General features: G+C 41.5%; 19 protein-coding genes. 7 read left to right on the top strand and 12 right to left on the bottom strand.

The window, feature by feature from the left end; all coding sequences use genetic code 11:
* Positions 1 to 30 precede the first annotated feature (30 nt).
* The 3 genes from dapD to pbp1b all read right to left on the bottom strand — a co-directional run bounded on the left by dapD (position 31) and on the right by pbp1b (position 4,298).
* Positions 31 to 729, bottom strand: a complete 699-nt coding sequence (gene dapD, locus SNAG_RS00950; protein ID WP_096405883.1) for a 2,3,4,5-tetrahydropyridine-2,6-dicarboxylate N-acetyltransferase — start codon at positions 727 to 729, stop codon at positions 31 to 33.
* Positions 730 to 814: 85 nt separating this feature from the next.
* Entirely contained in the window at positions 815 to 1,726 is a 912-nt protein-coding gene (locus tag SNAG_RS00945; RefSeq protein WP_096405881.1) for a DMT family transporter, read from the bottom strand.
* Positions 1,727 to 1,802: 76 nt separating this feature from the next.
* Entirely contained in the window at positions 1,803 to 4,298 is a 2,496-nt protein-coding gene (gene pbp1b / locus SNAG_RS00940; RefSeq protein WP_096405880.1) for a penicillin-binding protein PBP1B, read from the bottom strand.
* Positions 4,299 to 4,438: 140 nt separating this feature from the next.
* Between pbp1b and tyrS the strand changes: the two genes are divergently transcribed.
* Complete coding sequence (gene tyrS / locus SNAG_RS00935) at positions 4,439 to 5,695, top strand: tyrosine--tRNA ligase (RefSeq protein WP_000546902.1); 1,257 nt, start codon at positions 4,439 to 4,441, stop codon at positions 5,693 to 5,695.
* Between the two features lie 54 nt (positions 5,696 to 5,749).
* Entirely contained in the window at positions 5,750 to 6,598 is an 849-nt protein-coding gene (locus SNAG_RS00930; protein ID WP_096405878.1) for a putative RNA methyltransferase, read from the top strand.
* Positions 6,599 to 6,706: 108 nt separating this feature from the next.
* On the opposite strand, the gene SNAG_RS09865 is transcribed toward SNAG_RS00930, so the two are convergent.
* From SNAG_RS09865 to malQ, 7 genes are all read right to left on the bottom strand, one after another.
* A complete protein-coding gene (locus SNAG_RS09865) occupies positions 6,707 to 6,913 on the bottom strand; it encodes a hypothetical protein (RefSeq protein ID WP_096405877.1) in 207 nt (68 codons plus the stop codon).
* A gap of 179 nt (positions 6,914 to 7,092) precedes the next feature.
* Positions 7,093 to 7,842, bottom strand: a complete 750-nt coding sequence (locus tag SNAG_RS00920) for an ABC transporter permease (RefSeq protein ID WP_096405875.1) — start codon at positions 7,840 to 7,842, stop codon at positions 7,093 to 7,095.
* Positions 7,835 to 8,659 (bottom strand): ABC transporter ATP-binding protein, encoded by an 825-nt coding sequence (locus SNAG_RS00915; RefSeq protein WP_096405873.1) that lies wholly within the window; start codon positions 8,657 to 8,659, stop codon positions 7,835 to 7,837. Before SNAG_RS00915 ends, SNAG_RS00920 begins: the two co-directional genes overlap by 8 nt.
* A gap of 41 nt (positions 8,660 to 8,700) precedes the next feature.
* Positions 8,701 to 8,922 carry a hypothetical protein gene (locus SNAG_RS00910; protein WP_070657026.1) on the bottom strand — a complete coding sequence of 74 codons (222 nt, stop codon included), beginning with the start codon at positions 8,920 to 8,922 and terminating at the stop codon, positions 8,701 to 8,703.
* 157 nt (positions 8,923 to 9,079) lie between these two features.
* A complete protein-coding gene (locus SNAG_RS00905; RefSeq protein ID WP_096405872.1) occupies positions 9,080 to 9,976 on the bottom strand; it encodes a helix-turn-helix domain-containing protein in 897 nt (298 codons plus the stop codon).
* Between the two features lie 241 nt (positions 9,977 to 10,217).
* Entirely contained in the window at positions 10,218 to 12,476 is a 2,259-nt protein-coding gene (gene glgP, locus SNAG_RS00900) for a glycogen/starch/alpha-glucan family phosphorylase (protein WP_096405870.1), read from the bottom strand.
* A gap of 22 nt (positions 12,477 to 12,498) precedes the next feature.
* Entirely contained in the window at positions 12,499 to 14,016 is a 1,518-nt protein-coding gene (gene malQ, locus SNAG_RS00895) for a 4-alpha-glucanotransferase (RefSeq protein ID WP_096405869.1), read from the bottom strand.
* A gap of 478 nt (positions 14,017 to 14,494) precedes the next feature.
* Here malQ and SNAG_RS00890 point away from each other — a divergent pair, with 478 nt between their 5' ends.
* From SNAG_RS00890 to SNAG_RS00870, 5 genes are all read left to right on the top strand, one after another.
* Complete coding sequence (locus SNAG_RS00890) at positions 14,495 to 15,766, top strand: extracellular solute-binding protein (RefSeq protein WP_096405867.1); 1,272 nt, start codon at positions 14,495 to 14,497, stop codon at positions 15,764 to 15,766.
* A gap of 127 nt (positions 15,767 to 15,893) precedes the next feature.
* On the top strand, positions 15,894 to 17,186 hold the full coding sequence (locus SNAG_RS00885) for a carbohydrate ABC transporter permease (RefSeq protein WP_172842370.1): 1,293 nt from the start codon (positions 15,894 to 15,896) through the stop codon (positions 17,184 to 17,186).
* A gap of 1 nt (position 17,187) precedes the next feature.
* Entirely contained in the window at positions 17,188 to 18,030 is an 843-nt protein-coding gene (locus SNAG_RS00880; protein WP_096405864.1) for a sugar ABC transporter permease, read from the top strand.
* A 180-nt stretch (positions 18,031 to 18,210) separates the two neighbouring features.
* Positions 18,211 to 19,011, top strand: coding sequence for a DUF1189 domain-containing protein (locus SNAG_RS00875; protein WP_096405862.1), 801 nt, complete (start codon positions 18,211 to 18,213; stop codon positions 19,009 to 19,011).
* A 9-nt stretch (positions 19,012 to 19,020) separates the two neighbouring features.
* Positions 19,021 to 20,007 carry a LacI family DNA-binding transcriptional regulator gene (locus SNAG_RS00870; RefSeq protein ID WP_096405861.1) on the top strand — a complete coding sequence of 329 codons (987 nt, stop codon included), beginning with the start codon at positions 19,021 to 19,023 and terminating at the stop codon, positions 20,005 to 20,007.
* A 30-nt stretch (positions 20,008 to 20,037) separates the two neighbouring features.
* On the opposite strand, the gene SNAG_RS00865 is transcribed toward SNAG_RS00870, so the two are convergent.
* Complete coding sequence (locus SNAG_RS00865) at positions 20,038 to 20,979, bottom strand: YitT family protein (RefSeq protein ID WP_096405859.1); 942 nt, start codon at positions 20,977 to 20,979, stop codon at positions 20,038 to 20,040.
* Entirely contained in the window at positions 20,957 to 22,720 is a 1,764-nt protein-coding gene (gene aspS, locus SNAG_RS00860) for an aspartate--tRNA ligase (protein WP_096405858.1), read from the bottom strand. The genes SNAG_RS00865 and aspS overlap by 23 nt, the downstream gene beginning before the upstream one ends.
* Positions 22,721 to 22,808 lie beyond the last annotated feature (88 nt).

The following is a 22,808-nucleotide window of genomic DNA, read 5'->3' as shown; positions in this document are numbered from 1 at the left end:
AAGGATTCCGCCTCTTTTTTACTTTTACAATTACAAGGTACGAAGCGCATCTTCTAGCGCTGTTTTTTGTTGGGTTTGGGCATCAATCTCTTTGATGATACGAGCTGGAACACCTGCTACTACCACGTTTTCTGGGACATCTTGAGTCACAATAGCTCCTGCAGCGACAACTGAACCACTACCGATTTGGACACCTTCGATGACCACTGCATTAGCTCCGATAAGAACATTGTCCCCGACACGGACTGGATCGGCACTAGCTGGCTCAATCACACCTGCCAAAACTGCCCCTGCACCAACGTGGCTGTTCTTCCCAACGATGGCACGACCACCAAGGATAGCACCCATATCAATCATGGTTCCTGCACCGATTTCTGCTCCGATATTGATGACAGCTCCCATCATGATAACAGCATTGTCACCAATTTCCACTTGATCGCGGATAATAGCACCTGGCTCGATACGAGCGTTGATAGTACGCTTGTCTAGCAAGGGAACTGCCGAATTACGAGCATCTTGCTCGACAACATAATCTTGATTTTCTACCAAGCCTTCGAGAAGCGGAGCGATATCCTTCCAATCTCCAAAAAGAACATTGCCTAGTTTGACAATGGAATTAGGAACAGCAGACGCTAGTTGTCCTTCAAAGGTTACTTTGACACTGGTTTTCTTCTCTGCATTGGCGATAAATTGGATGATTTCTTGGGCAGTCATTTTTGTGGCAGTCATAGGCGCCTCCTGGTTCATTATAATGATACCTATTCTACCAAAAAAGACTTCAAATTTGAAGCCTAAACTATCAAAATAGTCGTCTTTACTTCCCTTCTTTGGCTTCTTCGATAGACAAGAAGACCATAGGAACGATGATCAAAATCATGGCCAAAACTAGAAATCCATCTAGGACGAGACCGAGAAAGAGGACGCTCAATAGCGCTGAAGAGAGAGGTTCGCTAGCGCTCACTACAGAGACAACCAGAGGGGAAACAAGAGAGACGGCCTTCATAGATAGGAAGAAGGCAAAAGCTGTTCCAAATACGGCAATAATCAAACAAATCAACAGACTGGTAGCATCCAACTGGAAGGTGACATGATGGACTGGATAGAGCAGATTGCTAAAGAGCCCTGCGAAAATCATCCCCCAACCAACAGTGGGTACAAAACCATAGTGGCGGGCAAATCGTTGAGGCAAGATGACATTAAACATGACGCCTACTGCACTGAGCAAGCCTGTCACTAGAGCCAAGGGTGTCATGGACAACTGGGACAAGTCCCCTTTTGTGGCCATCAAAAAAACACCTAGCATGGCAATCAAAACATAGAGAATCGCTGTAATCGAAGCCTTCTTCTGGTAGACAATGCGATTGTACAACAAAATAAAAACAGGGCTGATAAATTGTAAAATGGTTGCCGTCGTCGCATTGGAATACTCAACACAGAGATAGAAGAAAAACTGCACAGAAAAAATACCTAGAATAGCATAGGCTAAAAAAGGTAGATAATTTTTCTTATCTTTCCAGATATCCAACAAGCGACTACGCAACTGAAAGGCAGATAAAGCTAAAACCAAACTCCCCGCCACCAGCAAACGCATAGAGGTAATCCAACCAGACGATACTGGATAATGAGTGAAAAAATACTCTCCTAAAATCCCGCAAATCCCCCAAATCAGACCTGAGAACAGTGAATACAAGGTTCCCTTAAAAATCTTCTTTTGATACTTATTCATTCCCTTATTGTAACACGAAATAGAAAAAGAAAAAAGTAGCTAAGAGAAGAAAAATTGCCTCTTGCTACTTTTTTTATTATCGATTAAATAGACGGAAACGACCTGACGAACCACTTTGAGTGTTGTTGTTCGAATTTGCCCCTGAACTACTGCTTGAACTTGAGCCACTGCTTGAACTTGGAGGAGTCACTGCAGGTAGGCTTCCAAGAATGGTTTTCCAAGCGTTCAGATAGTCTGCGTCGCTACCTCCGATGGCAAAGCGGTAAGTGGTTACTGGCGCCCCTTCTTTGCTAGCCCAGTAGCTTGTCACTGTAGAACCAGAAAGTTCGATTTCCTTACCATTGATGGAAACTTTGCCGGGCTTTTGGCCTGTTGATCGGAGAACTTGGGACTTAGTCACACTTGGGTCAAGATTAAAGCGATCATTTCCCCATATTCCAGGTTCAGCTTGCTGGATAGCATTGACCAAGTAAGCCATGTATTTGGCATTGCGGTAGTGACCTGCACCCTTGGCTAGTGGTCGGTTATCATCATGACCTAACCAGCCACCTAGAGTCAATCGAGGAGTAGAAAGCATGAGCCACATGTTTTCATCTTCATTAGTCGTACCAGTTTTTCCGATCCAGTCAGCACGAGCTAGGCCTGGATTGATCGAAGCCAAGTCGGTCTGGAAGCTAGAAGTAATCCGAGAAGAAATGACGTCACGGAGCAAACTTTGCATGATGGTTGCTGTCGCTTTTGAATAAACCTGCACAGGCTCATCCTTATGCTCATAGACCACTCGACCATCCGTTGATTCGATCTTGGCAATCATGTGTTTCTTGTGGTAAACTCCGTTGTTGGCTATCGTTTGGTATCCGTTGGTATGTTGGGCAACTGTAACCTCAATCCCCCCACCCATCGGCAAACTTTCAATCCCATATTCTGGGATTTCATAACCCATTTTTTCCATATAGCCCTTGACATCAACGCCCTTCTCTCGAAGCGTACGATAAGTCCAGTAGGCTGGGATATTCCATGAGTAGTTAAGGGCTTCTCCCAATGTCATCATGCCTGTACCAGGACTATTGACATACATGATGGGATTCCCGTTTGAGAAGTTGGTTGGATAGTTTGATAAGATACTTGCACTCCCCATCAAACCTTGGTCAATCGCGATACCATAGGCCAATATAGGTTTCGTGGTTGAAGCTGGAGAACGTTTGGTATCGATAGCATGATTGTTCTGATTTTCTTGATAATTACGACCACCAACAAATCCAAGGATGGCTCCCGTTTGGTTGTCCATGAGGACATTCCCTACTTCAGGCTGGCCTGTCGAATCATCTACCAAACTGCCGTAGTTAGCAACTGCATTTTGCATAGCAGTGTGGACGTTTTTATTAATAGTCGTGGTGATCTTATAGCCACCATTCTCGATTTCCTTCGTCGCTAGATCGCGGTAAGCTTTTTGGATCGATTCATTTTTTTGCTCTTGCGCAGAAACATTATCTCTCTGGATGAGGTAGTCGTACATCCGATCCGTTGCTTCTGCCAAGGTTGCATAGTAGAGATAGTCACGCGAAGTACCACTGACACTACCTGATGGTAGAAAGTCTTGCTTGAAGTCATAATCCTTGTACTTGTCGTAGTCTTCCTGACTCAGAGCTCCTGTCCGATACATATTGTAGAGGACATCCTTGGCACGCTTGATTCCCAAGGCCATATCCTCATCGCTCTTCATACTGCCGTCAGATTCATAAGGAGAATAACTAATAGGACTCTGGGGCAAACCTGCGATAAAGGCAGCTTGAGGTATTGTCAAATCCGATGCATTAACTCCAAAAATTCCCTCTGCAGCCTGCTGGGCACCTGCAATATTTTGGCCCTTGTGATTGCGTCCAAAAGGAGCAATATTAAGGTAGGTTGTTAAAATCTCATCCTTGCCCATGGCTCGTTCTAAAGCCAAGGCATCAATAATTTCTTTGGCCTTACGAGCCAGAGTGGGAGCATCCCCCACCACTTGCTGCTTGATGACCTGCTGCGTCAAGGTCGAACCACCACTAGACGATCCCAAACCGACAAAGGTTCCCAGAGTCGCACGAATAACGGCCTTAGGCACAACTCCCTTATGCTCATTGAAATGCTCGTCCTCTGTCGCAATGATAGCCTTCTTGAGATTATCTGAGATAGCCTCCGAAGCGACTGATGTGCGCAATAAATCTCCTTCAATTGAAGCGATGGTACTTCCGTCAGCATAGGTAATTTCTGAGATAGAGGCAATATCCTTCACTTGTTTGACCAATTCCTCTGTTTGAGGCACCTTGACTTTGTCAAATAGAGCAACCCCATAGCCCATGGCCACACCCGCTCCCAAAAGACCTCCGATAAAGGCTAGAATGAAGAGAGTGTTGAAGGTCACTTTAAAAGCACTCAAAATCTTAGCAAAAATGGACCCTACCCTTTTGAGTTTGTTAGAAGAAGCTACTTTCTTATCAGTCTTTTTACTTGCTTGTTTTTTCTTCCATTTGGCAGTTAGTTGCTGGAAAAAATGCAGCATTTTTGTTTTTAATTCATTAATTCTTTCTTTCATGAATGTCCTCGCTTTCTCTATTATACCATAAAAGGGAAACTTTCAATAAAATAGCCACTTTCTTCCCTATTCCACTAGGCTATTAATCAAGTTTGTGATACAATAGGTAGAAACAATATTTTATAAAGGAGAAAAGACACATGCACATTTTTGATGAGCTAAAAGAGCGTGGTTTGATTTTTCAAACGACTGATGAAGAAGCTTTGCGTAAAGCCCTAGAAGAAGGTCAAGTTTCTTATTATACTGGCTACGATCCAACTGCTGACAGCCTTCACCTAGGCCACCTTGTCGCAATCTTGACCAGTCGTCGTTTGCAATTAGCAGGTCACAAACCTTATGCGCTCGTTGGCGGTGCTACAGGTCTCATCGGAGATCCGTCCTTCAAAGATGCTGAGCGTAGTCTCCAAACAAAAGACACAGTAGAGGGCTGGGTCAAGTCTATCCAAGGACAACTTTCTCGTTTTCTTGACTTTGAAAATGGGGAAAATAAAGCTGTCATGGTCAACAATTACGACTGGTTTGGCAGTATCAGCTTCATTGACTTCCTCCGTGATATCGGAAAATACTTCACTGTCAACTACATGATGAGTAAGGAGTCTGTGAAAAAACGGATCGAGACAGGGATTTCTTACACAGAGTTTGCCTACCAAATCATGCAAGGATATGACTTCTACGTCCTTAACCAAGAGCACAATGTAACCCTTCAAATCGGTGGTTCTGACCAATGGGGCAATATGACAGCTGGTACTGAATTGCTTCGTCGCAAGGCTGACAAGACTGGTCACGTGATCACTGTGCCACTCATCACAGATGCAACTGGTAAGAAATTTGGTAAATCAGAAGGAAACGCAGTATGGCTCAATCCTGAAAAGACTTCCCCATACGAAATGTACCAATTCTGGATGAACGTCATGGACGCTGACGCTGTTCGCTTCTTGAAAATCTTTACTTTCTTGTCACTCGATGAGATTGAAGACATCCGCAAACAGTTTGAAGCGGCGCCACACGAACGCTTGGCTCAAAAAGTCCTCGCTCGTGAAGTCGTGACTCTTGTCCACGGAGAAGAAGCCTACAAAGAAGCTCTTAACATCACAGAGCAACTCTTTGCTGGAAACATCAAAAACCTTTCTGTTAAAGAACTCAAACAAGGACTTCGTGGTGTGCCAAACTACCAAGTACAGGCAGACGAAAACCACAATATCGTGGAACTCCTCGTGTCATCTGGTGTGGTGAATTCCAAACGCCAAGCCCGTGAAGATGTTCAAAATGGAGCTATTTACGTCAACGGCGACCGTATCCAAGACCTTGACTATGTCTTGAGTGACACAGATAAGTTAGAAAACGAACTAACTGTTATTCGCCGCGGGAAGAAAAAATACTTCGTTCTTACATACTAAAAAAGCAGACTGGAGGCATTTGCCATCCAGTCCTTTTTTTGCTAGACTAAAACTATGAATACAAACCTCAAACCAAAACTCCAGCGCTTTGCTGCCGCAACTGCCTTTGCCTGCCCTATCTGCCAAGAAAATCTGACCTTGGTAGAAACCAGTCTCAAGTGTAGCAATCGCCATTCTTTTGACTTGGCAAAATTCGGCTATGTCAATCTAGCACCGCAAATCAAGCAATCTGCCAACTACGACAAGGAAAGCTTCCAAAACCGCCAAGAAATCCTAGAAGCTGGTTTTTATCAGGCTATCTTAGAAACCATCTCAGACCTGCTTGCAAGACTAGAAACTGCCAAAACTATCTTGGATATCGGTTGTGGCGAAGGATTTTACTCTCGTAAACTCCAAGAAAGTCATCCTGACAAAACCTTCTACGCCTTTGATATTTCCAAAGATTCCGTTCAAATCGCTGCCAAGAGTGAACCCAACTGGGCGGTCAACTGGTTTGTCGGTGACCTGGCTCGTCTTCCTATAAAAAACGCCAGCATGGATATTCTGCTTGATATCTTTTCCCCTGCCAACTATGGTGAATTTCGCCGCGTTTTATCCCAAAACGGTATCTTAATTAAGGTCGTTCCTACTGAAAATCACCTCAAAGAAATCCGTCATATGGTGCAAGACCATCTGACAAAGAAGGACTATTCCAACCAAGATATCAAGGAACATTTCCAAGAACACTTCACCATCCAATCTAGTCAGATAGCTTCCTTAACCAAGCCTATCACACCCGAGCAACGCCAAGCTCTGCTTAGCATGACACCCCTACTCTTTAACATTGACCAGACCAAGATTGATTGGAGTCAACTGATAGAGATTACCATTGAAGCAGAGATTCTAGTTGGGAAAGCACTGTAAATAAATTTTTGAGATAAGATAAAGCCCGCAGCTCTTCTTGAGATGCGGGTTTAAATCACCATTTTTCAAGTATCTATCGGAAAAGGGGGAAAATTTTAACCTCACCATTTATTTTCGATTCGAAATAACAAATTTATCAATAAAAAGCAAGTGAAATGAGGCAAGTGTAATCCCCAAATAGCAGCCATGATAAGAGATATCTTGATGGGTAAGGGGAAAAAGAGTATTATTGCCCGTCAAGAGGCATGTCACAATCACAAATAGTATCCAGAATAAATCAGTCCATTTATATTTTGAAAAATATTTTTTCCACATATAAACACCTTCTTTCCTATAATCGTATTATAACACTTTGTGTAAGCGAATACAAGGAATTTGAGGTAATTTCTAAGTAGATTCTGAGGCTTAAAGGTAGTAAAATCAGCATTATTAAGTGCTGGTTTTTTGTCTGACGCTATACCCCATCCATAAGACTAGGTTATAGGGACTGAACACTAAGCTTTAAAAAAAGCTAGTTTATGAAGTTTAGCGATTGTTAGTTTCCCAAACTGTACTCTATTTTTATTTTTTAATCCCCAATAACTAAGGGCAAGTAATGCTACAACCCAAGCAAAAGTGATCCCCAAACTGTCAAAATTCAACTTGAAATCTGGTTCATTAAAGAAATCTACATAAACTCCTAAGAAGGTTGTATCCATAAATTTCTTAATTTCTGAGCTAACTTGAGAAAACATCGGCAAGAACGAGAGTCCAAGCATTGGAATCAAACCATAAACCTGAGCCTGAGTTTGTGTCTCTGAAATAACTCCGATCACTAAATTTAAGAGAATTGTACATAATGCTACCAGAGAAGCTACTACAAGGTATACAGGATAATCTTTTGCGAAATCCACTTCAACCATAATAGGGAAAGAAATAACTGAAGCCAAGGCAAAGATTACAGGATAAAACAACACGGAAACAAGATATTCTCCACGGCGAACTCCGCTTAAGATAAGAGTTTTAAAAATTCTTTTTTCTTTTTCCTCTGCAATAGAGTTTGAAATCATTGACCCAGAAGAAAATGAGAATGCCATTGTTAAAGAACTAAACAATAGTGTTTTCCCTTGAGTGCCATCTGTATTCATAAAATTTTGGAAGAGTAGAACAAGAAAGAATGGGAATACTACTTGTACCAAAGTGTTTTTGTTTGTTAATAATACTTGTGTCCTCAACCAGATAAGGGCTAAAATTCTCTTAAACATCTAATTTTTCTCCTGTCAATTTAATAAAAATATCTTCTAAAGTTGGTTCACATGAGTGAAGCGTCATCATTTTTTTATAATCTTCTTTCTGCAAGTCTTCGAAGCGCACTACTTTTTTAGTAGAGTCACTATAGGTTACTGCAACCTTTTTTTCCGTGTTGTATTTTTGGATAATTTCGCTTGGGCTTCCTTGTTCAATAAGATCACCTTTATTCAAAAGAGCTAGGTTATCACATAATAAAGTCGCCTCATTCATATCATGAGTAGTTAAGAAAATGGTTGTTCCTCTTTCCTTTAACTCCTTTAGTAATTTGTGAATCTTCTTTGAGGTGGTGGGATCTAACCCACTTGTAGGTTCATCTAAAAATAGAACTTTAGGATAATTGATTAAAGCACGAGCTAAAAGCATTCGTTGACGCATTCCTGTAGAAAGTTTCTCAGCTGGAGTGTCTTTACTATCATACAGACCAACTTGTTTTAGAATTTCTTCAATTCGAGATTTTGAAACTCCGTATAGTCTTGCAAACAGTAACAAGTTATTGTACAAACTTAATTTTTCGTAATAACCACTTGTGTCACCTACTAAACCTAACTCTTCAAAATCTGACGGAAGTAATTTTTGAGAATCTTTCCCTAATAATTCTGTCTTTCCGCTGTTAGCCTGTAGCTGTCCTGTCAGAATATTGATCATTGTTGTCTTCCCTGAACCAGATGGACCTAGGAATCCAAAAATTTCTCCTTCGTTTATTGAAAAACTAATTTGATTTAAAGCAATATTATCTCCAAATCGCTTTGTAACTCTTTCTACCTTAATCATTTTATTACCTCTTTCTAATGATAAATTGTATTTTAGAAACTTCACTCACTCCCATCGGTTATGTCAACAACTCTAATTCTAGGCTTTAAGTTGGAGTCCAGTTTGATTTCCCTCATTTCATTTGGAAGCAAGAGAACTAATTTTAGCAACTTCTCATCAAGTGTTACTTTACATAGGCGTCTGCTATCTAGACTATTTTTTATAATCAGATAATTCTTCTTGACAAACTTTTCATCCATATAATAGTCAATTGTTTTTACCATATTTTCCTCCCGCCTGCTAATCTCCATCCCATTAAATAGGAATGTTTCTAGCATTGCGCTCTTCTTAACTTATTTACAATAACAGTATATACCTTACGAGAGTAAAAAAACAGGACATTTATGTCCACTGACATTTATGTCCTGTTTTATATTGAAATTATGAAAAATCCTTATTTTTTTCCTCTATCACTCGATTTTTAAAATTCATGTCATTCAAAAATTCTGCTCCGTTAATAGCTTTTTCATAGTATTGTAGGGCTTTTTCTTTATCTTTTTCTCCGTATAAGTAATATTTTGCTTCAATGAAGTCTACAGTTGGTTTTAAACTAGTATCTTCGATGTCAATCATAATTTCTCTTAAAATGCTCAATATTTCAGGTATAAATTCATGATAATCGATGTCAAGCTGATAAAGGACTAAACCTATTAGCACCCTTTGAAGCAAGTGAATATAGTTTGTATCATCATAATTTGTTTGAGATACAATATTTAGACAAACTTTTTTTAAAGTTATTTCATCTCGTTCTGCATTAACCGCTAAAGATAAAAAATACAAGTACAATAGTAGTAGATCATTTGTCGAATATTCTGTTCGCAGCATTGTTTGCTCAAAATACTCCTCAATTAAACCTTCCCCAAATTCAGCGTTTTCAGAAACATATACATCATCAATGGCTTGTAGGACTTCAACTGCTACTTGCTCATCTTCAGGTAGTTGGTCATAAAAGCGTTCCTGAATTTCCTCAAAGATTTCCTCACGTTGACGAATTTTTTCTTCATCTCCATGAATAGATTGACGAATCAATTTCGTTTTTAGTTTTAAATACTCTTTAGGAACAATTAACAAGCCCTCGTCAATTAGCTGAGATATTGAAACTCCCAATACTTTGGCTATATAGTCTAGTTTCGCTAAACTGGGCAAGTTATTTCCTATTTCAATTCGGCCCAACTGACGAACAGTCAGTTCTTTTTCATCTCCACAAAAGGCTTCCCTACTCAATCCCTTTTCAGTCCGTAAGGTACGAATCCGTTTCCCAATTTCTAAATTACTCATAATAAGCCTCTTCAAATTCTAATTTGATATTCAAACAACTACTTGTATACATTCCTATTTTAACATACTTTCTTACAATTTTCAGATAAAAATAATGATAACTAATAGTTTTAAGCCACCACTCTATATAACTGACCCATTTTAATATAGTATCTGAGGTCTATCTCTACTCAAGTATTCAAAAAAGCGAGTTTCAATTGAAATTCGCTTTTTACAAAATGTATTAGTATGAATTTGTATCTTAGTTCAAGTGCCAGATATCTTCGTTGTACTGAGCGATTGTACGGTCAGATGAGAAGAATCCTGCTTTAGAAATGTTAACGATGACTTTATCCAACCATGCGTCACGGTCTTCGTAGTCAGCAAGCATTTGCTCTTTGACTTTGATGTAGTCTTCCAAGTCTAAGAGAGTCATGAACCAGTCTTTGTTGATCAATTCGTTGTAAAGACGTTCCAAGCGTTCTTTCTTACCTACTGCAAGAACAGCGTCGCTGACGATGAAGTCAACCAATGGTTTGATGGCTTCACGAGCGTAGAATTCGCTTGATTTGTAAGCTGCCTTTGCATAAAGGTCGATAACAGTTTCTGAATCTTCACCAAAGATGTAGATGTTGTCGTCGCCAACCAACTCAGCAATTTCTACGTTAGCACCGTCCATAGTACCGAGAGTCAAAGCTCCGTTCAACATGAATTTCATGTTACCAGTACCTGAAGCTTCTTTAGAAGCAAGTGAGATTTGTTCTGAGATATCACATGCTGGGATAAGGAAGCTTGCTGCAGTAACGTTGTAGTTTTCAACCATCACTACTTGCAAGTGTGGTGCTACTGCTGGGTCATTTGCAATGACTTCTGACAAGCACAGGATCAAGTGGATGATGTCTTGAGCGATTGTGTAGGCAGGAGCTGCTTTACCACCAAAGAATACTGTGATTGGACGAGCAGGGATGTTACCAGCCTTGATGTCCAAGTATTTGTGAATCACATACAAAGCGTTCATTTGTTGGCGTTTGTACTCGTGAAGACGTTTGATTTGGATATCAAAGATAGAGTTTGTATTGATTTCCACACCTTGATGTTCTTTCAAGTGTCGAGCCAATTTACGTTTGTTGTGAGCCTTGATTTCTTCAAGTTTTGCTTTAAGGGCTGCTTTATCTTCGTAAGACAAGAGTTTTTCAAGTTCATCCGCTTCATGGTGCCAACCACGTCCAATAATTTCATCCAAGTAGTGAGACAAGCGTGGGTTAGCATGCATGAGCCAACGACGGAAAGTAATACCGTTTGTTTTGTTGTTGAATTTTTCTGGGTAGATGTCGTAGAAAGCTTTCAACTCAGAGTTCTTCAAGATTTCAGTGTGGAGTGCTGCTACCCCGTTAACACTGTATCCGTAGTGGATATCCATGTGAGCCATGTGAACACGTCCGCTCTCATCGATGATTTGAACAGCTGGGTCTTTGTATTCTGCTTTAACACGACGGTCCAATTCTTTGATGATTGGTACCAAGTGAGGAACCACTTCTTCCAAAAATTCAAGAGGCCATTTTTCAAGGGCTTCAGCAAGGATGGTGTGGTTCGTGTAGGCAGTCATGCTACGAACGATAGAGATTGCTTCATCAAGTTCGATACCACGTTCAGTCAAAAGACGGATCAATTCAGGGATCACCATTGATGGATGAGTATCGTTGATTTGTACAACTGCGTAGTCCGCAAGGTCATGCAAGTTGCTTCCTTTTTCGATTGCTTCATCGATGATCAATTGCGCACCGTTTGAAACCATGAAGTATTGTTGGAAGATACGGAGCAATTCACCTTGACGGTCACTATCATCTGGGTAAAGGAAAAGTGTCAAGTTGCGAGCGATGTCTGTCTTGTCAAAGCTGATACCATCTTCGATGATAGAAGAATCAACTGAATCCAAGTCAAACAAACGCAAGCGGTTCTTAGTAGCAGTCTTGTAACCAGGAACATCAAGGTCGTAAAGAGTTGATGTCAAGGTAAAGTGTGCAAATGGCACTTGGTAGCTACGGCTTGAACGAACCAACCAGTTTTGCTCTGTCAACCAAGCGTTAGGAATGGTTTCTTGTTGGTTGTTTTTAAGAACTTGTTGGAAAAGACCGTAGTGGTAGTTCAAACCAACACCGTCACCGTTCAAACCAAGAGTAGCGATTGAGTCGATAAAGCAGGCTGCCAAACGTCCCAATCCACCGTTCCCTAGAGAAGGTTCCAATTCTACTTCTTCGATTTCGATCAACTCTTTACCGGCATCAGCAAGTTCTTTTTTCACATCGTCGTAAAGACCAAGGTTGATCAAGTTGTTTGACAAGAGTTTACCAATCAAAAACTCAGCTGAGATGTAGTAAACTTTCTTCTTGCCAGTGTTGACTGGTTTTTGGCTACTAGCAAGCTTGCTGTAGTTGAGAAGAGCAAGGTAAAGCTCTTCGTTACTACATTCTGCAATGGTTTTATTGTAACGTTTTTGTACAAATTCTTTTAGTGGTAACATTTTTGTGTCTCCTGATAATGTCTTATTTCTTTAATTCTACCAAATTCTCATTGATTCGGCGATAAATTGTAGTCAAGTCAAGCAAATTGTCCTCGACAGCTGGTGTCAATTGATCTTCAGTCATACGCCAAGACCAGTTTCCGCCAAGAGTAGATGGGTAGTTCATGCGAGCTGCCTCATCCAATTCTAGTAAATCTTGCATAGTGGCAATAGCCATGAAGCTCACTGATGAAAATACTGTGCGAAGCATTGCGTGTGGCACTGTTTCATACTCTTTACGGTTCGTGTAACGAGCCATGTACTCACGAGTTGGATCATCGATTTCATTACGGTACCAACCAAGAACCGTATTGTTATCGTGTGTTCCTGTGTACATAACAGAGTTGGCAGGTGCCAAGTGTGGGCTATCGATACTTTCATCTTCTGGATTGAAGGCAAATTGAAGAATCTTCATCCCTGGGAAGCCAGTACGTTCGCGCAACTCGATAACCTCATCTGTCATGAAGCCAAGGTCTTCTGCGATGATGTTCAGCTCACCAAGTTCTTCCTTAACGGCTGCGAAGAGTTTGTAGCCTGGACCTTTCACCCATTTACCAGGGGCCGCTGTATCGGAACCAGCAGGAATTTCCCAGTAAGATTCAAAGCCACGGAAGTGGTCGATACGAACAATATCGTAGATTTTGAAGCTTTCACGCAAGCGTTCAACCCACCATTTGTAACCGTCTTTGTCCATTGCTTCCCAGTCATAGATTGGGTTACCCCAAAGTTGACCAGTTGCAGAAAACTCATCCGGTGGACATCCAGCGATGCAAGTCGCCTTGCCGCTGGCATCTGTCTTGAAGAGGTGTGGATTTGCCCACATGTCGCTTGAATCTTCCGCAACGTAGATAGGCATGTCCCCAACGATCTCGATGTGGTTGTCGTTAGCGTATGCTTTCAATTTCAACCATTGTTGGAAGAAGAAGTATTGAGTTACACGGTGGTAAACCAACTTGTCTGCCAATTTCTCACGGTAGCTTTCAAGCGCTGAAGCTTTACGCTCACGAGCATCTGCATCTGGCCATTCTGTCCATGCTAGATTGTCAAAATGCTCTTTAATCGCCATATACTCAGCAAAGAGTTCAAGCCAGGCTTGGTTGTCTTGAGCAAATTTCTCAAACGCTTTGACATCTCCCACTTCCAAGAAACGTTTGACCGCCTTCTCCAAAAGAGGGCGACGTGCATAATAAATCTTAGCATAGTCAACTTCTGCAGGATTGTTACCAAAGTCAACTCCTTCAAGATCACTAGCTTCCAACAAGCCTTGCTCTACCAAGATATCAAGGTCGATAAAATGCGTATTTCCAGCAAAGGCTGAGAATGATTGGTATGGAGAATCTCCATAGCTTGTTGTCCCAAGAGGGAGGATTTGCCAGTAACGTTGCTTGGTACGAACCAAGAAATCAACGAAATCATAGGCGCTTTGGCCAAATGATCCAATCCCGTGAGCTCCTGGAAGAGAAGAGATGTGCATCAACACACCACTCTGACGTTTTTTCATAATAGCACCTCATGTATTTTTGTAATAAAACGTTGCGCAAATCAAGGCGCAAACGTTTGCGTCGGTTTAAGTATAACGTATTTCAAAAACAAATGCAAGCGGTTCTAGAAACTTTTTTTGATTTCTTTTTCTTTGAATGAATCTTGGTTCCACTGTTATTTTATGAAACGAAGACTTTTCTTATAAAGTTTTTCTAATTTAAGATAGTTGAAAATAAAAATATCCTCATTTTTTCTAAGAAATCAGCCTAATCAATGCAATCGTTTCCCTTGTACGTTTTCAAATCAAGAAAAAGAAAACCTTTCAGTTTCTTCCTATATAAAAGCATTGAAAAATGTTTGAAACCTTAAAATTTTTTTAAATTTTTTTCTAAAAAAGCTTGCAACCGTTTTCTATTTGTGTTATACTAGGTTCGTAAAAGAAAACGTTTGCGTTTTCTCATCAAATTATTTTTGTTATTCTTTAGGAGGAATACACTATGTCATCTAAATTCATGAAGAGCGCTGCTGTGCTTGGAACTGCTACTCTTGCTAGCTTACTTTTGGTAGCTTGCGGAAGCAAAACTGCTGATAAACCAGCTGATACTAGCTCATCTGAAGCAAAAGAAATCACTCTTTACGTTGAAGACCAGTATAAAGCCTACGCTGAAAAAGTTGCTGCAGCTTATGAAAAAGAATCAGGTACAAAAGTTAACATCAAATCTGGTGACCAACTTGGTGGACTTGACAAACTTTCACTTGATAACCAATCAGGTCAAGCTGCTGACGTTATGATGGCACCATACGACCGCGTAGGTAGCCTTGGTACTGACGGACAACTTTCAGAAGTTACATTGAGCGACGGTGCTAAAACAGACAATGCTACTAAGTCTCTTGTAACAGCTGCTGACGGAAAAGTTTACGGTGCTCCTGCAGTTATTGAGTCACTTGTTATGTACTACAACAAAGACTTGCTCAAAGAAGCTCCAAAAACATTTGCTGAATTGGAAGAACTTGCAAAAGATAGCAAATACGCTTTCGCTGGAGAAGATGGCAAAACTTCAGCATTCTTAGCTGACTGGACAAACTTCTACTACGCATACGGACTTCTTTCTGGTAACGGAGCTTACGTATTTGGTGATAACGGTAAAAATCCTAAAGACATCGGTCTTGCTAACGATGGAGCAATCAAAGGTATCGAATACGCTAAGTCTTGGTACGAAAAATGGCCTAAAGGTATGCAAGATGGAACAGCTGCTGGAAACTTGATCCAAACTTCATTCCAAGAAGGTAAAACAGCTGCTATCATCGATGGTCCTTGGAAAGCTCAAGCATTCAAAGATGCTAAAGTAAACTACGGTGTTGCTACTATCCCAACTCTTCCAAACGGAAAAGAATACTCAGCATTCGGTGGTGGTAAAGCTTGGATCATCCCATCAAGCACTAAGAACCTTGAAGGCGCACAAAAATTTGTAGACTACCTTGTATCAACTGAACAACAAAAAGCATTCTACGAAGCAACTAACGAAATCCCAGCTAACACTGAAGCACGTGCATATGCTGAAGGCAAAAACGATGAGTTGACTACAGCTGTTATCAAACAGTTCAAGAATGCTCAACCAATGCCAAACATCTCACAAATGTCAGCAGTTTGGGAACCAGCTGCAAACATGCTCTTTGACGCTGTAAGTGGTAAGAAAGATGCTAAGACAGCTGCTAACGATGCTGTTACATTGATCAAAGAAACAATCAAACAAAAATTTGGTGAATAATTGAATTCGTTACAAGGGGGGGAGAATACAAGTCCCCCTTTGATTTTATAAATTTACGAATGATTGCAGTTGCCTATCTAGTGATTGGAGACAAACTTCAATCTCGTATCCTATGAAAGGAGTATTCATGGAAAACCAACAACCTAGCAAAGCAGCCTTGCTTTCAGTGATTCCTGGGTTAGGGCAAATTTACAACAAACAAAAGGTCAAAGGTTTTATTTTTCTTGCTGTAACGCTCGTTTTTGTCCTTTATTTTCTAGCCCTTGCTGCGCCTGAATTGCACAATTTGATCACTCTTGGTGACAAACCCGGTCGCGACAATTCACTCTTCATGCTGATTCGTGGTGCCTTCCACTCAATTCTTGTTGCTGTTTATGTGCTCTTCTACTTCTACAATATTAAAGACGCACATACAATTGCTAAACGCATCAACAACGGAATTCCTGTCCCACGTACTTTTAAAGATATGATCAAAGGTATTTATGAGAATGGTTTCCCTTACCTCTTGATCATCCCATCTTACGTCGCTATGACATTTGCGATTATCTTCCCTGTTGTGGTAACATTGATGATCGCCTTTACCAACTATGACTTCCAACACTTGCCACCAAACAAATTGTTGGACTGGGTTGGTTTGACGAACTTTACAAATATCTGGAGCTTAAGCACCTTCCGTTCAGCCTTCGGTGCCGTTCTTTCTTGGACCATCATCTGGGCCTTGTCTGCTTCTACTTTGCAGATTGTGATTGGTATCTTCACAGCGATCATTGCTAACCAACCATTTATCAAAGGAAAACGTATCTTTGGTGTTATTTTCCTTCTTCCTTGGGCTGTTCCAGCCTTCATCACTATCTTGACCTTCTCAAACATGTTTAACGATAGTGTCGGAGCGATCAACACTCAAGTATTGCCTATCTTGGCTAAAGTCCTTCCTTTCCTTGACGGAGCACTTATCCCTTGGAAAACAGACCCAACTTGGACGAAGATTGCCTTGATTATGATGCAAGGTTGGCTAGGATTCCCATACATCTACGTTTTGACTTTGGGTATCTTGCAGTCTATCCCTAACGACCTCTACGAAGCGGCTTACATCGATGGTGCCAATGCTTGGCAAAAATTCCGCAACATCACTTTCCCTATGATTTTGGCTGTTGCAGCACCAACATTGATCAGCCAATACACCTTTAACTTTAACAACTTCTCTATCATGTACCTCTTCAATGCTGGAGGACCTGGTAGTGTTGGTGGTGGAGCCGGTTCAACTGATATCTTGATCTCATGGATTTACCGTTTGACTACAGGTACATCTCCTCAATACTCTATGGCGGCAGCTGTTACCTTGATTATCTCTATCATTGTCATCTCTATCTCTATGATTGCATTCAAGAAACTACACGCATTTGATATGGAGGACGTCTAAGATGAATAACTCAATCAAACTCAAACGTAGACTGACTCAAACTCTCACTTACCTCTACTTGATCGGCCTTTCAATCGTGATTATCTATCCACTTTTGATTACCATTATGTCAGCCTTCAAGACTGGTAACGTTGTAGCCTTTAAATTAGATAGTAACATTGACTTTAGCTTTGCCAACTTCCAAGGACTCTTCACAGAAACCTTGTACGGCACTTGGTACCTCAATACGTTGATCATCGCCTTTATTACCATGGCTGTTCAAACAAGTATCATCGTCCTTGCTGGTTATGCCTACAGCCGTTACAATTTCTTGGCTCGTAAACAAAGTTTAGTCTTCTTCTTGATTATCCAAATGGTGCCAACTATGGCCGCTTTGACAGCCTTCTTCGTTATGGCCCTTATGTTGAACGCCCTTAACCAAAACTGGTTCCTCATCTTCCTCTACGTTGGTGGAGGTATCCCGATGAACGCTTGGTTGATGAAAGGCTACTTCGACACAGTACCAATGTCTCTAGACGAATCTGCAAAACTAGATGGTGCAGGACACTTCCGCCGCTTCTGGCAAATTGTTCTCCCACTTGTTCGCCCAATGATCGCTGTACAAGCTCTCTGGGCCTTCATGGGACCTTTCGGGGACTATATCCTCTCTAGTTTCTTGCTTCGTGAGAAAGAATACTTTACTGTTGCCGTTGGTCTCCAAACCTTCGTTAACAACGTGAAAAATATGAAGATTGCCTACTTCTCAGCAGGTGCTATCCTCATCGCCCTTCCAATCTGTATTCTCTTCTTCTTCCTACAAAAGAACTTTGTTTCAGGACTTACAAGTGGTGGCGACAAGGGATAATTTATCCCCGCCACCCTTTTTCATTTTGGATCTTGTTTCTAAAGTTAAAAGATTAGACAGAAGACCGCAAATAGTAGCAAAATCAGCTTTTCAATAAGCAATTTATCTACTAGACTTGAAATAAAGCACATTTCTCTATATAATAATACTCATATAGAAAACACTTTTAGAAAGATGCCTATGCTTCCATATCCATTCTCGTATTTTACTAGTATCTGGGGATTTCGTAAGCCCCTGTCAAAACGTTTCGGACTTAACTGGTTTCAACTCCTCTTTACTAGCATTTTCCTCATCAGCTTGTCCATGGTTCCAATTGCCATTCAAAACAGCTCGCAGGAAACGTATCCACTGGATACCTTTATCGATAATGTCTACACACCCCTGACAGATGAAGCAATCATGGATTTGTCGGAGAATGCGCAGATAATAGATGGAAAACTGAGCTATGCTGGCACTAAAAATCAGCAAGCTTCTCTTCTGATTGGTCCAAGTCCAAGTAAGGAATTGCCAAAGGACTTGCAACTTCATTTTGATACGGAAGAACTCGTCATCAGTAAGGAAAATAAGGAACTGACCCGTATTCGCTACCACGCGATTCAAACTGAGAGTTTCCAGAGTAAGGAAGATCTGACCCAGGCCATTTCTAAAGATTGGTACCAACAAAATCGGGTCTATATCAGTCTCTTTCTCGTTCTTGGTGCAAGCTTCCTCTTTGGATTGAATTTCTTCATTGTCTCTCTTGGAGCTAGTCTCCTCCTTTATATCACCAAAAAATCACGCCTCTTTTCATTTAGGACTTTTAAAGAGTGCTACCATTTTATCTTGAACTGTTTAGGATTACCCACTCTGATTACGCTTATTTTGGGACTTTTTGGCCAAAATATGTCAACCCTTATCACTGTACAAAACATTCTTTTTGTTCTTTATCTGGTCACTATCTTTTACAAGACACATTTCCGTGATCCAGATTATCATAAATAGGAGATTTTTATGCCCGTGACGATTAAAGATGTGGCTAAAGCAGCAGGTGTATCACCTTCAACTGTTACCCGCGTCATTCAAAATAAATCAACGATTAGTGATGAAACCAAAAAACGAGTTCGCAAGGCTATGAAGGAGCTCAACTACCATCCCAACCTCAATGCTCGTAGCCTAGTTAGCAGCTATACTCAAGTTATTGGTTTGGTATTGCCTGACGACTCGGATGCCTTCTACCAAAATCCTTTCTTCCCATCTGTCCTACGAGGGATCGCCCAAGTCGCATCTGAAAACCACTATGCTATTCAGATCGCAACTGGTAAAGATGAAAAGGAGCGTCTCAATGCCATTTCTCAAATGGTCTACGGGAAACGTGTCGATGGCCTGATCTTCCTCTACGCTCAAGAAGAAGATCCACTGGTGAAGCTCGTAGCGGAAGAACAGTTTCCTTTCCTCATCCTCGGAAAATCCCTCTCGCCCTTTATCCCACTTGTCGACAATGATAATGTCCAAGCTGGTTTTGATGCAACTGAGTATTTCATCAAAAAGGGTTGCAGACGAATCGCCTTTATCGGAGGAACCAAGAAACTTTTCGTTACACAAGACCGTCTAAAAGGCTACGAATTGGCACTCAAACAACACCAACTTTCGATTGATACGAACCTGACCTACTTTGCAAATGAATTTCTAGAAGAAAAGGGGTATCAATTTAGTAAGCGCCTCTTCAAACACGATCCGCAGATTGATGCCATCATCACAACCGACAGCCTTCTAGCTGAAGGGGTTTGCGACTACATCAGTAAACACCAATTAAATGTTCCCGTCTTGAGTTTTGACTCTGTTAATCCTCGACTCGACCTAGTAGCTTATGTTGACATCAATAGTCTTGAACTTGGACGAACATCATTTGAAACGATTTTGCAGATTATCAATGACGCGAAAAATAATAGACAGATTTGTTACCGGCAGTTGATTGCCCACACAATTATCGAAAAATAAAAACCAGCTCCAGAGCTGGTTTTTTCATGTCTAATTGTCTGTTTCTACAAATCGTCCTAGGATGTGGACATTTTCGGATACAGAGACGAAGGCTGTCGGGTCTACTTGTTTCATGATGTGTTTAAAATCATTAAACTCTGCTCGTGTGATAACGGTAATCAAGACTGCCTTTCTCTCATGATTATAGGTTCCTTCTGCATCGTGGATCATGGTTGCGCCTCGGTGCAATTTTTTATGGATTTTTTCGATTACCTTGTCAGGATTACTGGTCACAATCATGGCTTGCATCCGTTTTTGCTTGGTAAAGACCGCATCTGTCACACGACTGGAGACAAAAATGGTAATCATGGAGTAGAGGGCGTATTTCCAACCAAAGGTCAACCCAGCAATCAACATGATGGTCCCATTGACCAAGAAGGAAATACTACCGACATTCCTCCCCGTTTTCTTGCGAATGGTCAGGCTGACAATATCTGTACCTCCACTGGAAATACTATTGCGCAAAGCAAAGCCGATTCCCAAGCCCATGACAACACCCCCAAAGAGAGCATTGATAATGGGATCCTCTGTTAGAGTTACCACTGGCACAAACTGGATAAAAAGGGAACTCATGGATACCGTGATAAAGGTAAAAACCGTAAATTTATGTCCAATCTGATACCAAGCCAAAATCATCAGTGGGATATTAATGGCATAAAAGGTTGCGGATACGGGTAGTTGGAAACCAAACCAATGCGTACTCAAACTGGAGATAATTTGCGCCAAACCTGTCGCACCACTCGAATAAACATGCCCTGGTTGGAAAAAGAAATTGACCGCAACTGCTGATAGAAAACCGTATACTAGAGAAGCAGAAATCTTCTCATCATATTTTTCCTTAGAGATGCCCTGCAACACTCGTAACATCTTTATCTGATAAGCAAAGCGGCGCAGATAATAGCGCCACCGCTTAATTTGTTTTGCTTGTTTCATCTTCTTCTACTTGTAAGCTGAGTTCCTCTAGTTGTTTGAGAGCGACTGTTGATGGAGCTTGTGTCATTGGGTCGGTTGCCTTATTGTTCTTAGGAAAGGCAATGACTTCACGGATGTTTTCTTCGCCTGCTAAGAGCATGACAAAGCGGTCAAGCCCGAGAGCCAATCCACCGTGTGGTGGGAAACCATAGTCCATGGCTTCCAGAAGGAAACCGAACTGGTCATTGGCTTCCTCAGCTGAGAAACCAAGAGCCTGGAACATGCGTTCTTGAAGGTCTTTTTGATTGATACGAAGGCTACCACCACCCAGCTCATAACCGTTCAAGACGATATCGTAAGCAATGGCACGAACCTTAGCCAAATCACCTTCTAATTCGTGAGCTGTTTCATCCTGCGGAAGGGTAAATGGATGGTGGGCACTCATATAACGGCCTTCTTCTTCAGACCATTCAAACATTGGCCAATCAACCACCCAAAGGAAGTTGAATTTGTCGCTGTCAATCAAGCTGAGCTCTTTAGCAATACGACCACGAAGGGCACCAAGGGTTGCATTCGCCACTTCAAGTGTATCCGCCACAAAGAGAACCAAATCCTTGTCTTCTAAACCAAGGGCATTTGTCAACTCTGCTTGAATGTCCGTCAAGAACTTAGCAACTGGTCCGTTCAATTCTCCATCCACAACCTTGACCCAAGCAAGACCTTTGGCACCGTACTGCTTGGCTACTTCGGTCATCTTGTCGATGTCTTTACGTGAATAGTTGTCCGCAGCTCCTTTGACTACAATGGCTTTAACTGCAGGAGCTTCTGAAAAGACCTTGAAGTCCACATCCTTAACCACTGCTGTCAAATCCTGAAGCAACATCTCAAAACGCGTATCTGGTTTGTCAGAACCATAAAGGGCCATAGCATCGTCATACTTCATACGAGGGAATGGAAGCGTCACTTCAATTCCTTTTGTTTCCCTCATCACGCGCGCAATCAAGCCTTCTGTAATATCTTGGATTTCTTGCTCCGTAAGGAAGGAAGTTTCCAAGTCGACCTGGGTAAACTCAGGCTGACGGTCTCCACGCAAGTCCTCATCACGGAAACATTTAACGATTTGGTAGTAACGGTCAAAACCAGCATTCATCAAGAGCTGTTTTGTAATCTGCGGACTTTGAGGAAGGGCGTAAAAATGCCCTTTATTGACACGAGATGGCACCAAATAGTCACGCGCTCCTTCTGGTGTTGACTTAGAAAGGAAGGGTGTTTCCACATCGATGAACTCTAACTCATCCAAGTAGTTGCGGATAGAATGGGTCACCTTAGCACGAAGTTTAAGGTTTTCCAACATCTCTGGACGACGAAGGTCAAGGTAACGATAACGCAAACGTGTATCATCGTTTGCCTCAATCCCGTCTTTAATCTCAAATGGTGTTGTTTTAGCTGTATTGAGTACAGTAAGGGCTGTCACGTTCAATTCAACTGCTCCCGTCGCCAATTTATCATTGGCCTGTTCACGCGCAGCAACCTGACCCGTCACCTCGATGACAAACTCACTACGAAGGCTTTCAGCTGTTGCCATGACTTCAGCTGAGACCCTCTCGGGGTTGATGACCAACTGCATGATTCCTTCACGGTCACGAAGATCGATAAAGATCAAACCGCCCAAGTCACGCCGACGGGCAACCCAGCCTTTCAAGGTGATTTCTTGTCCGATGTGTTCCTCACGAACACGACCAGCATACATACTACGTTTCATTTCTTCTCTCCTCTTTTATTCTGTTACTATTTTACCATAAAAGCGCAGGCTCTTCATGAAAATCAGCAGAAAAGTTTGATTGTCTGTA

The organism is Streptococcus sp. NPS 308 (assembly GCF_002355895.1).
Lineage (GTDB): Bacteria > Bacillota > Bacilli > Lactobacillales > Streptococcaceae > Streptococcus.
The sequence above is the reverse complement of the archived record's forward strand: the minus strand, read 5'-3'. Positions and strand labels throughout refer to the sequence as shown.

Coding starts and splice junctions, on each gene's coding strand:
- dapD (WP_096405883.1), bottom strand. CDS start 729: ATGACTGCCACAAAAATGACTGCCCAAGAAATCATCCAATTTATCGCC.
- SNAG_RS00945 (WP_096405881.1), bottom strand. CDS start 1,726: ATGAATAAGTATCAAAAGAAGATTTTTAAGGGAACCTTGTATTCACTG.
- pbp1b (WP_096405880.1), bottom strand. CDS start 4,298: ATGAAAGAAAGAATTAATGAATTAAAAACAAAAATGCTGCATTTTTTC.
- tyrS (WP_000546902.1), top strand. CDS start 4,439: ATGCACATTTTTGATGAGCTAAAAGAGCGTGGTTTGATTTTTCAAACG.
- SNAG_RS00930 (WP_096405878.1), top strand. CDS start 5,750: ATGAATACAAACCTCAAACCAAAACTCCAGCGCTTTGCTGCCGCAACT.
- SNAG_RS09865 (WP_096405877.1), bottom strand. CDS start 6,913: ATGTGGAAAAAATATTTTTCAAAATATAAATGGACTGATTTATTCTGG.
- SNAG_RS00920 (WP_096405875.1), bottom strand. CDS start 7,842: ATGTTTAAGAGAATTTTAGCCCTTATCTGGTTGAGGACACAAGTATTA.
- SNAG_RS00915 (WP_096405873.1), bottom strand. CDS start 8,659: ATGATTAAGGTAGAAAGAGTTACAAAGCGATTTGGAGATAATATTGCT.
- SNAG_RS00910 (WP_070657026.1), bottom strand. CDS start 8,922: ATGGTAAAAACAATTGACTATTATATGGATGAAAAGTTTGTCAAGAAG.
- SNAG_RS00905 (WP_096405872.1), bottom strand. CDS start 9,976: ATGAGTAATTTAGAAATTGGGAAACGGATTCGTACCTTACGGACTGAA.
- glgP (WP_096405870.1), bottom strand. CDS start 12,476: ATGTTACCACTAAAAGAATTTGTACAAAAACGTTACAATAAAACCATT.
- malQ (WP_096405869.1), bottom strand. CDS start 14,016: ATGAAAAAACGTCAGAGTGGTGTGTTGATGCACATCTCTTCTCTTCCA.
- SNAG_RS00890 (WP_096405867.1), top strand. CDS start 14,495: ATGTCATCTAAATTCATGAAGAGCGCTGCTGTGCTTGGAACTGCTACT.
- SNAG_RS00885 (WP_172842370.1), top strand. CDS start 15,894: ATGGAAAACCAACAACCTAGCAAAGCAGCCTTGCTTTCAGTGATTCCT.
- SNAG_RS00880 (WP_096405864.1), top strand. CDS start 17,188: ATGAATAACTCAATCAAACTCAAACGTAGACTGACTCAAACTCTCACT.
- SNAG_RS00875 (WP_096405862.1), top strand. CDS start 18,211: ATGCTTCCATATCCATTCTCGTATTTTACTAGTATCTGGGGATTTCGT.
- SNAG_RS00870 (WP_096405861.1), top strand. CDS start 19,021: ATGCCCGTGACGATTAAAGATGTGGCTAAAGCAGCAGGTGTATCACCT.
- SNAG_RS00865 (WP_096405859.1), bottom strand. CDS start 20,979: ATGAAACAAGCAAAACAAATTAAGCGGTGGCGCTATTATCTGCGCCGC.
- aspS (WP_096405858.1), bottom strand. CDS start 22,720: ATGAAACGTAGTATGTATGCTGGTCGTGTTCGTGAGGAACACATCGGA.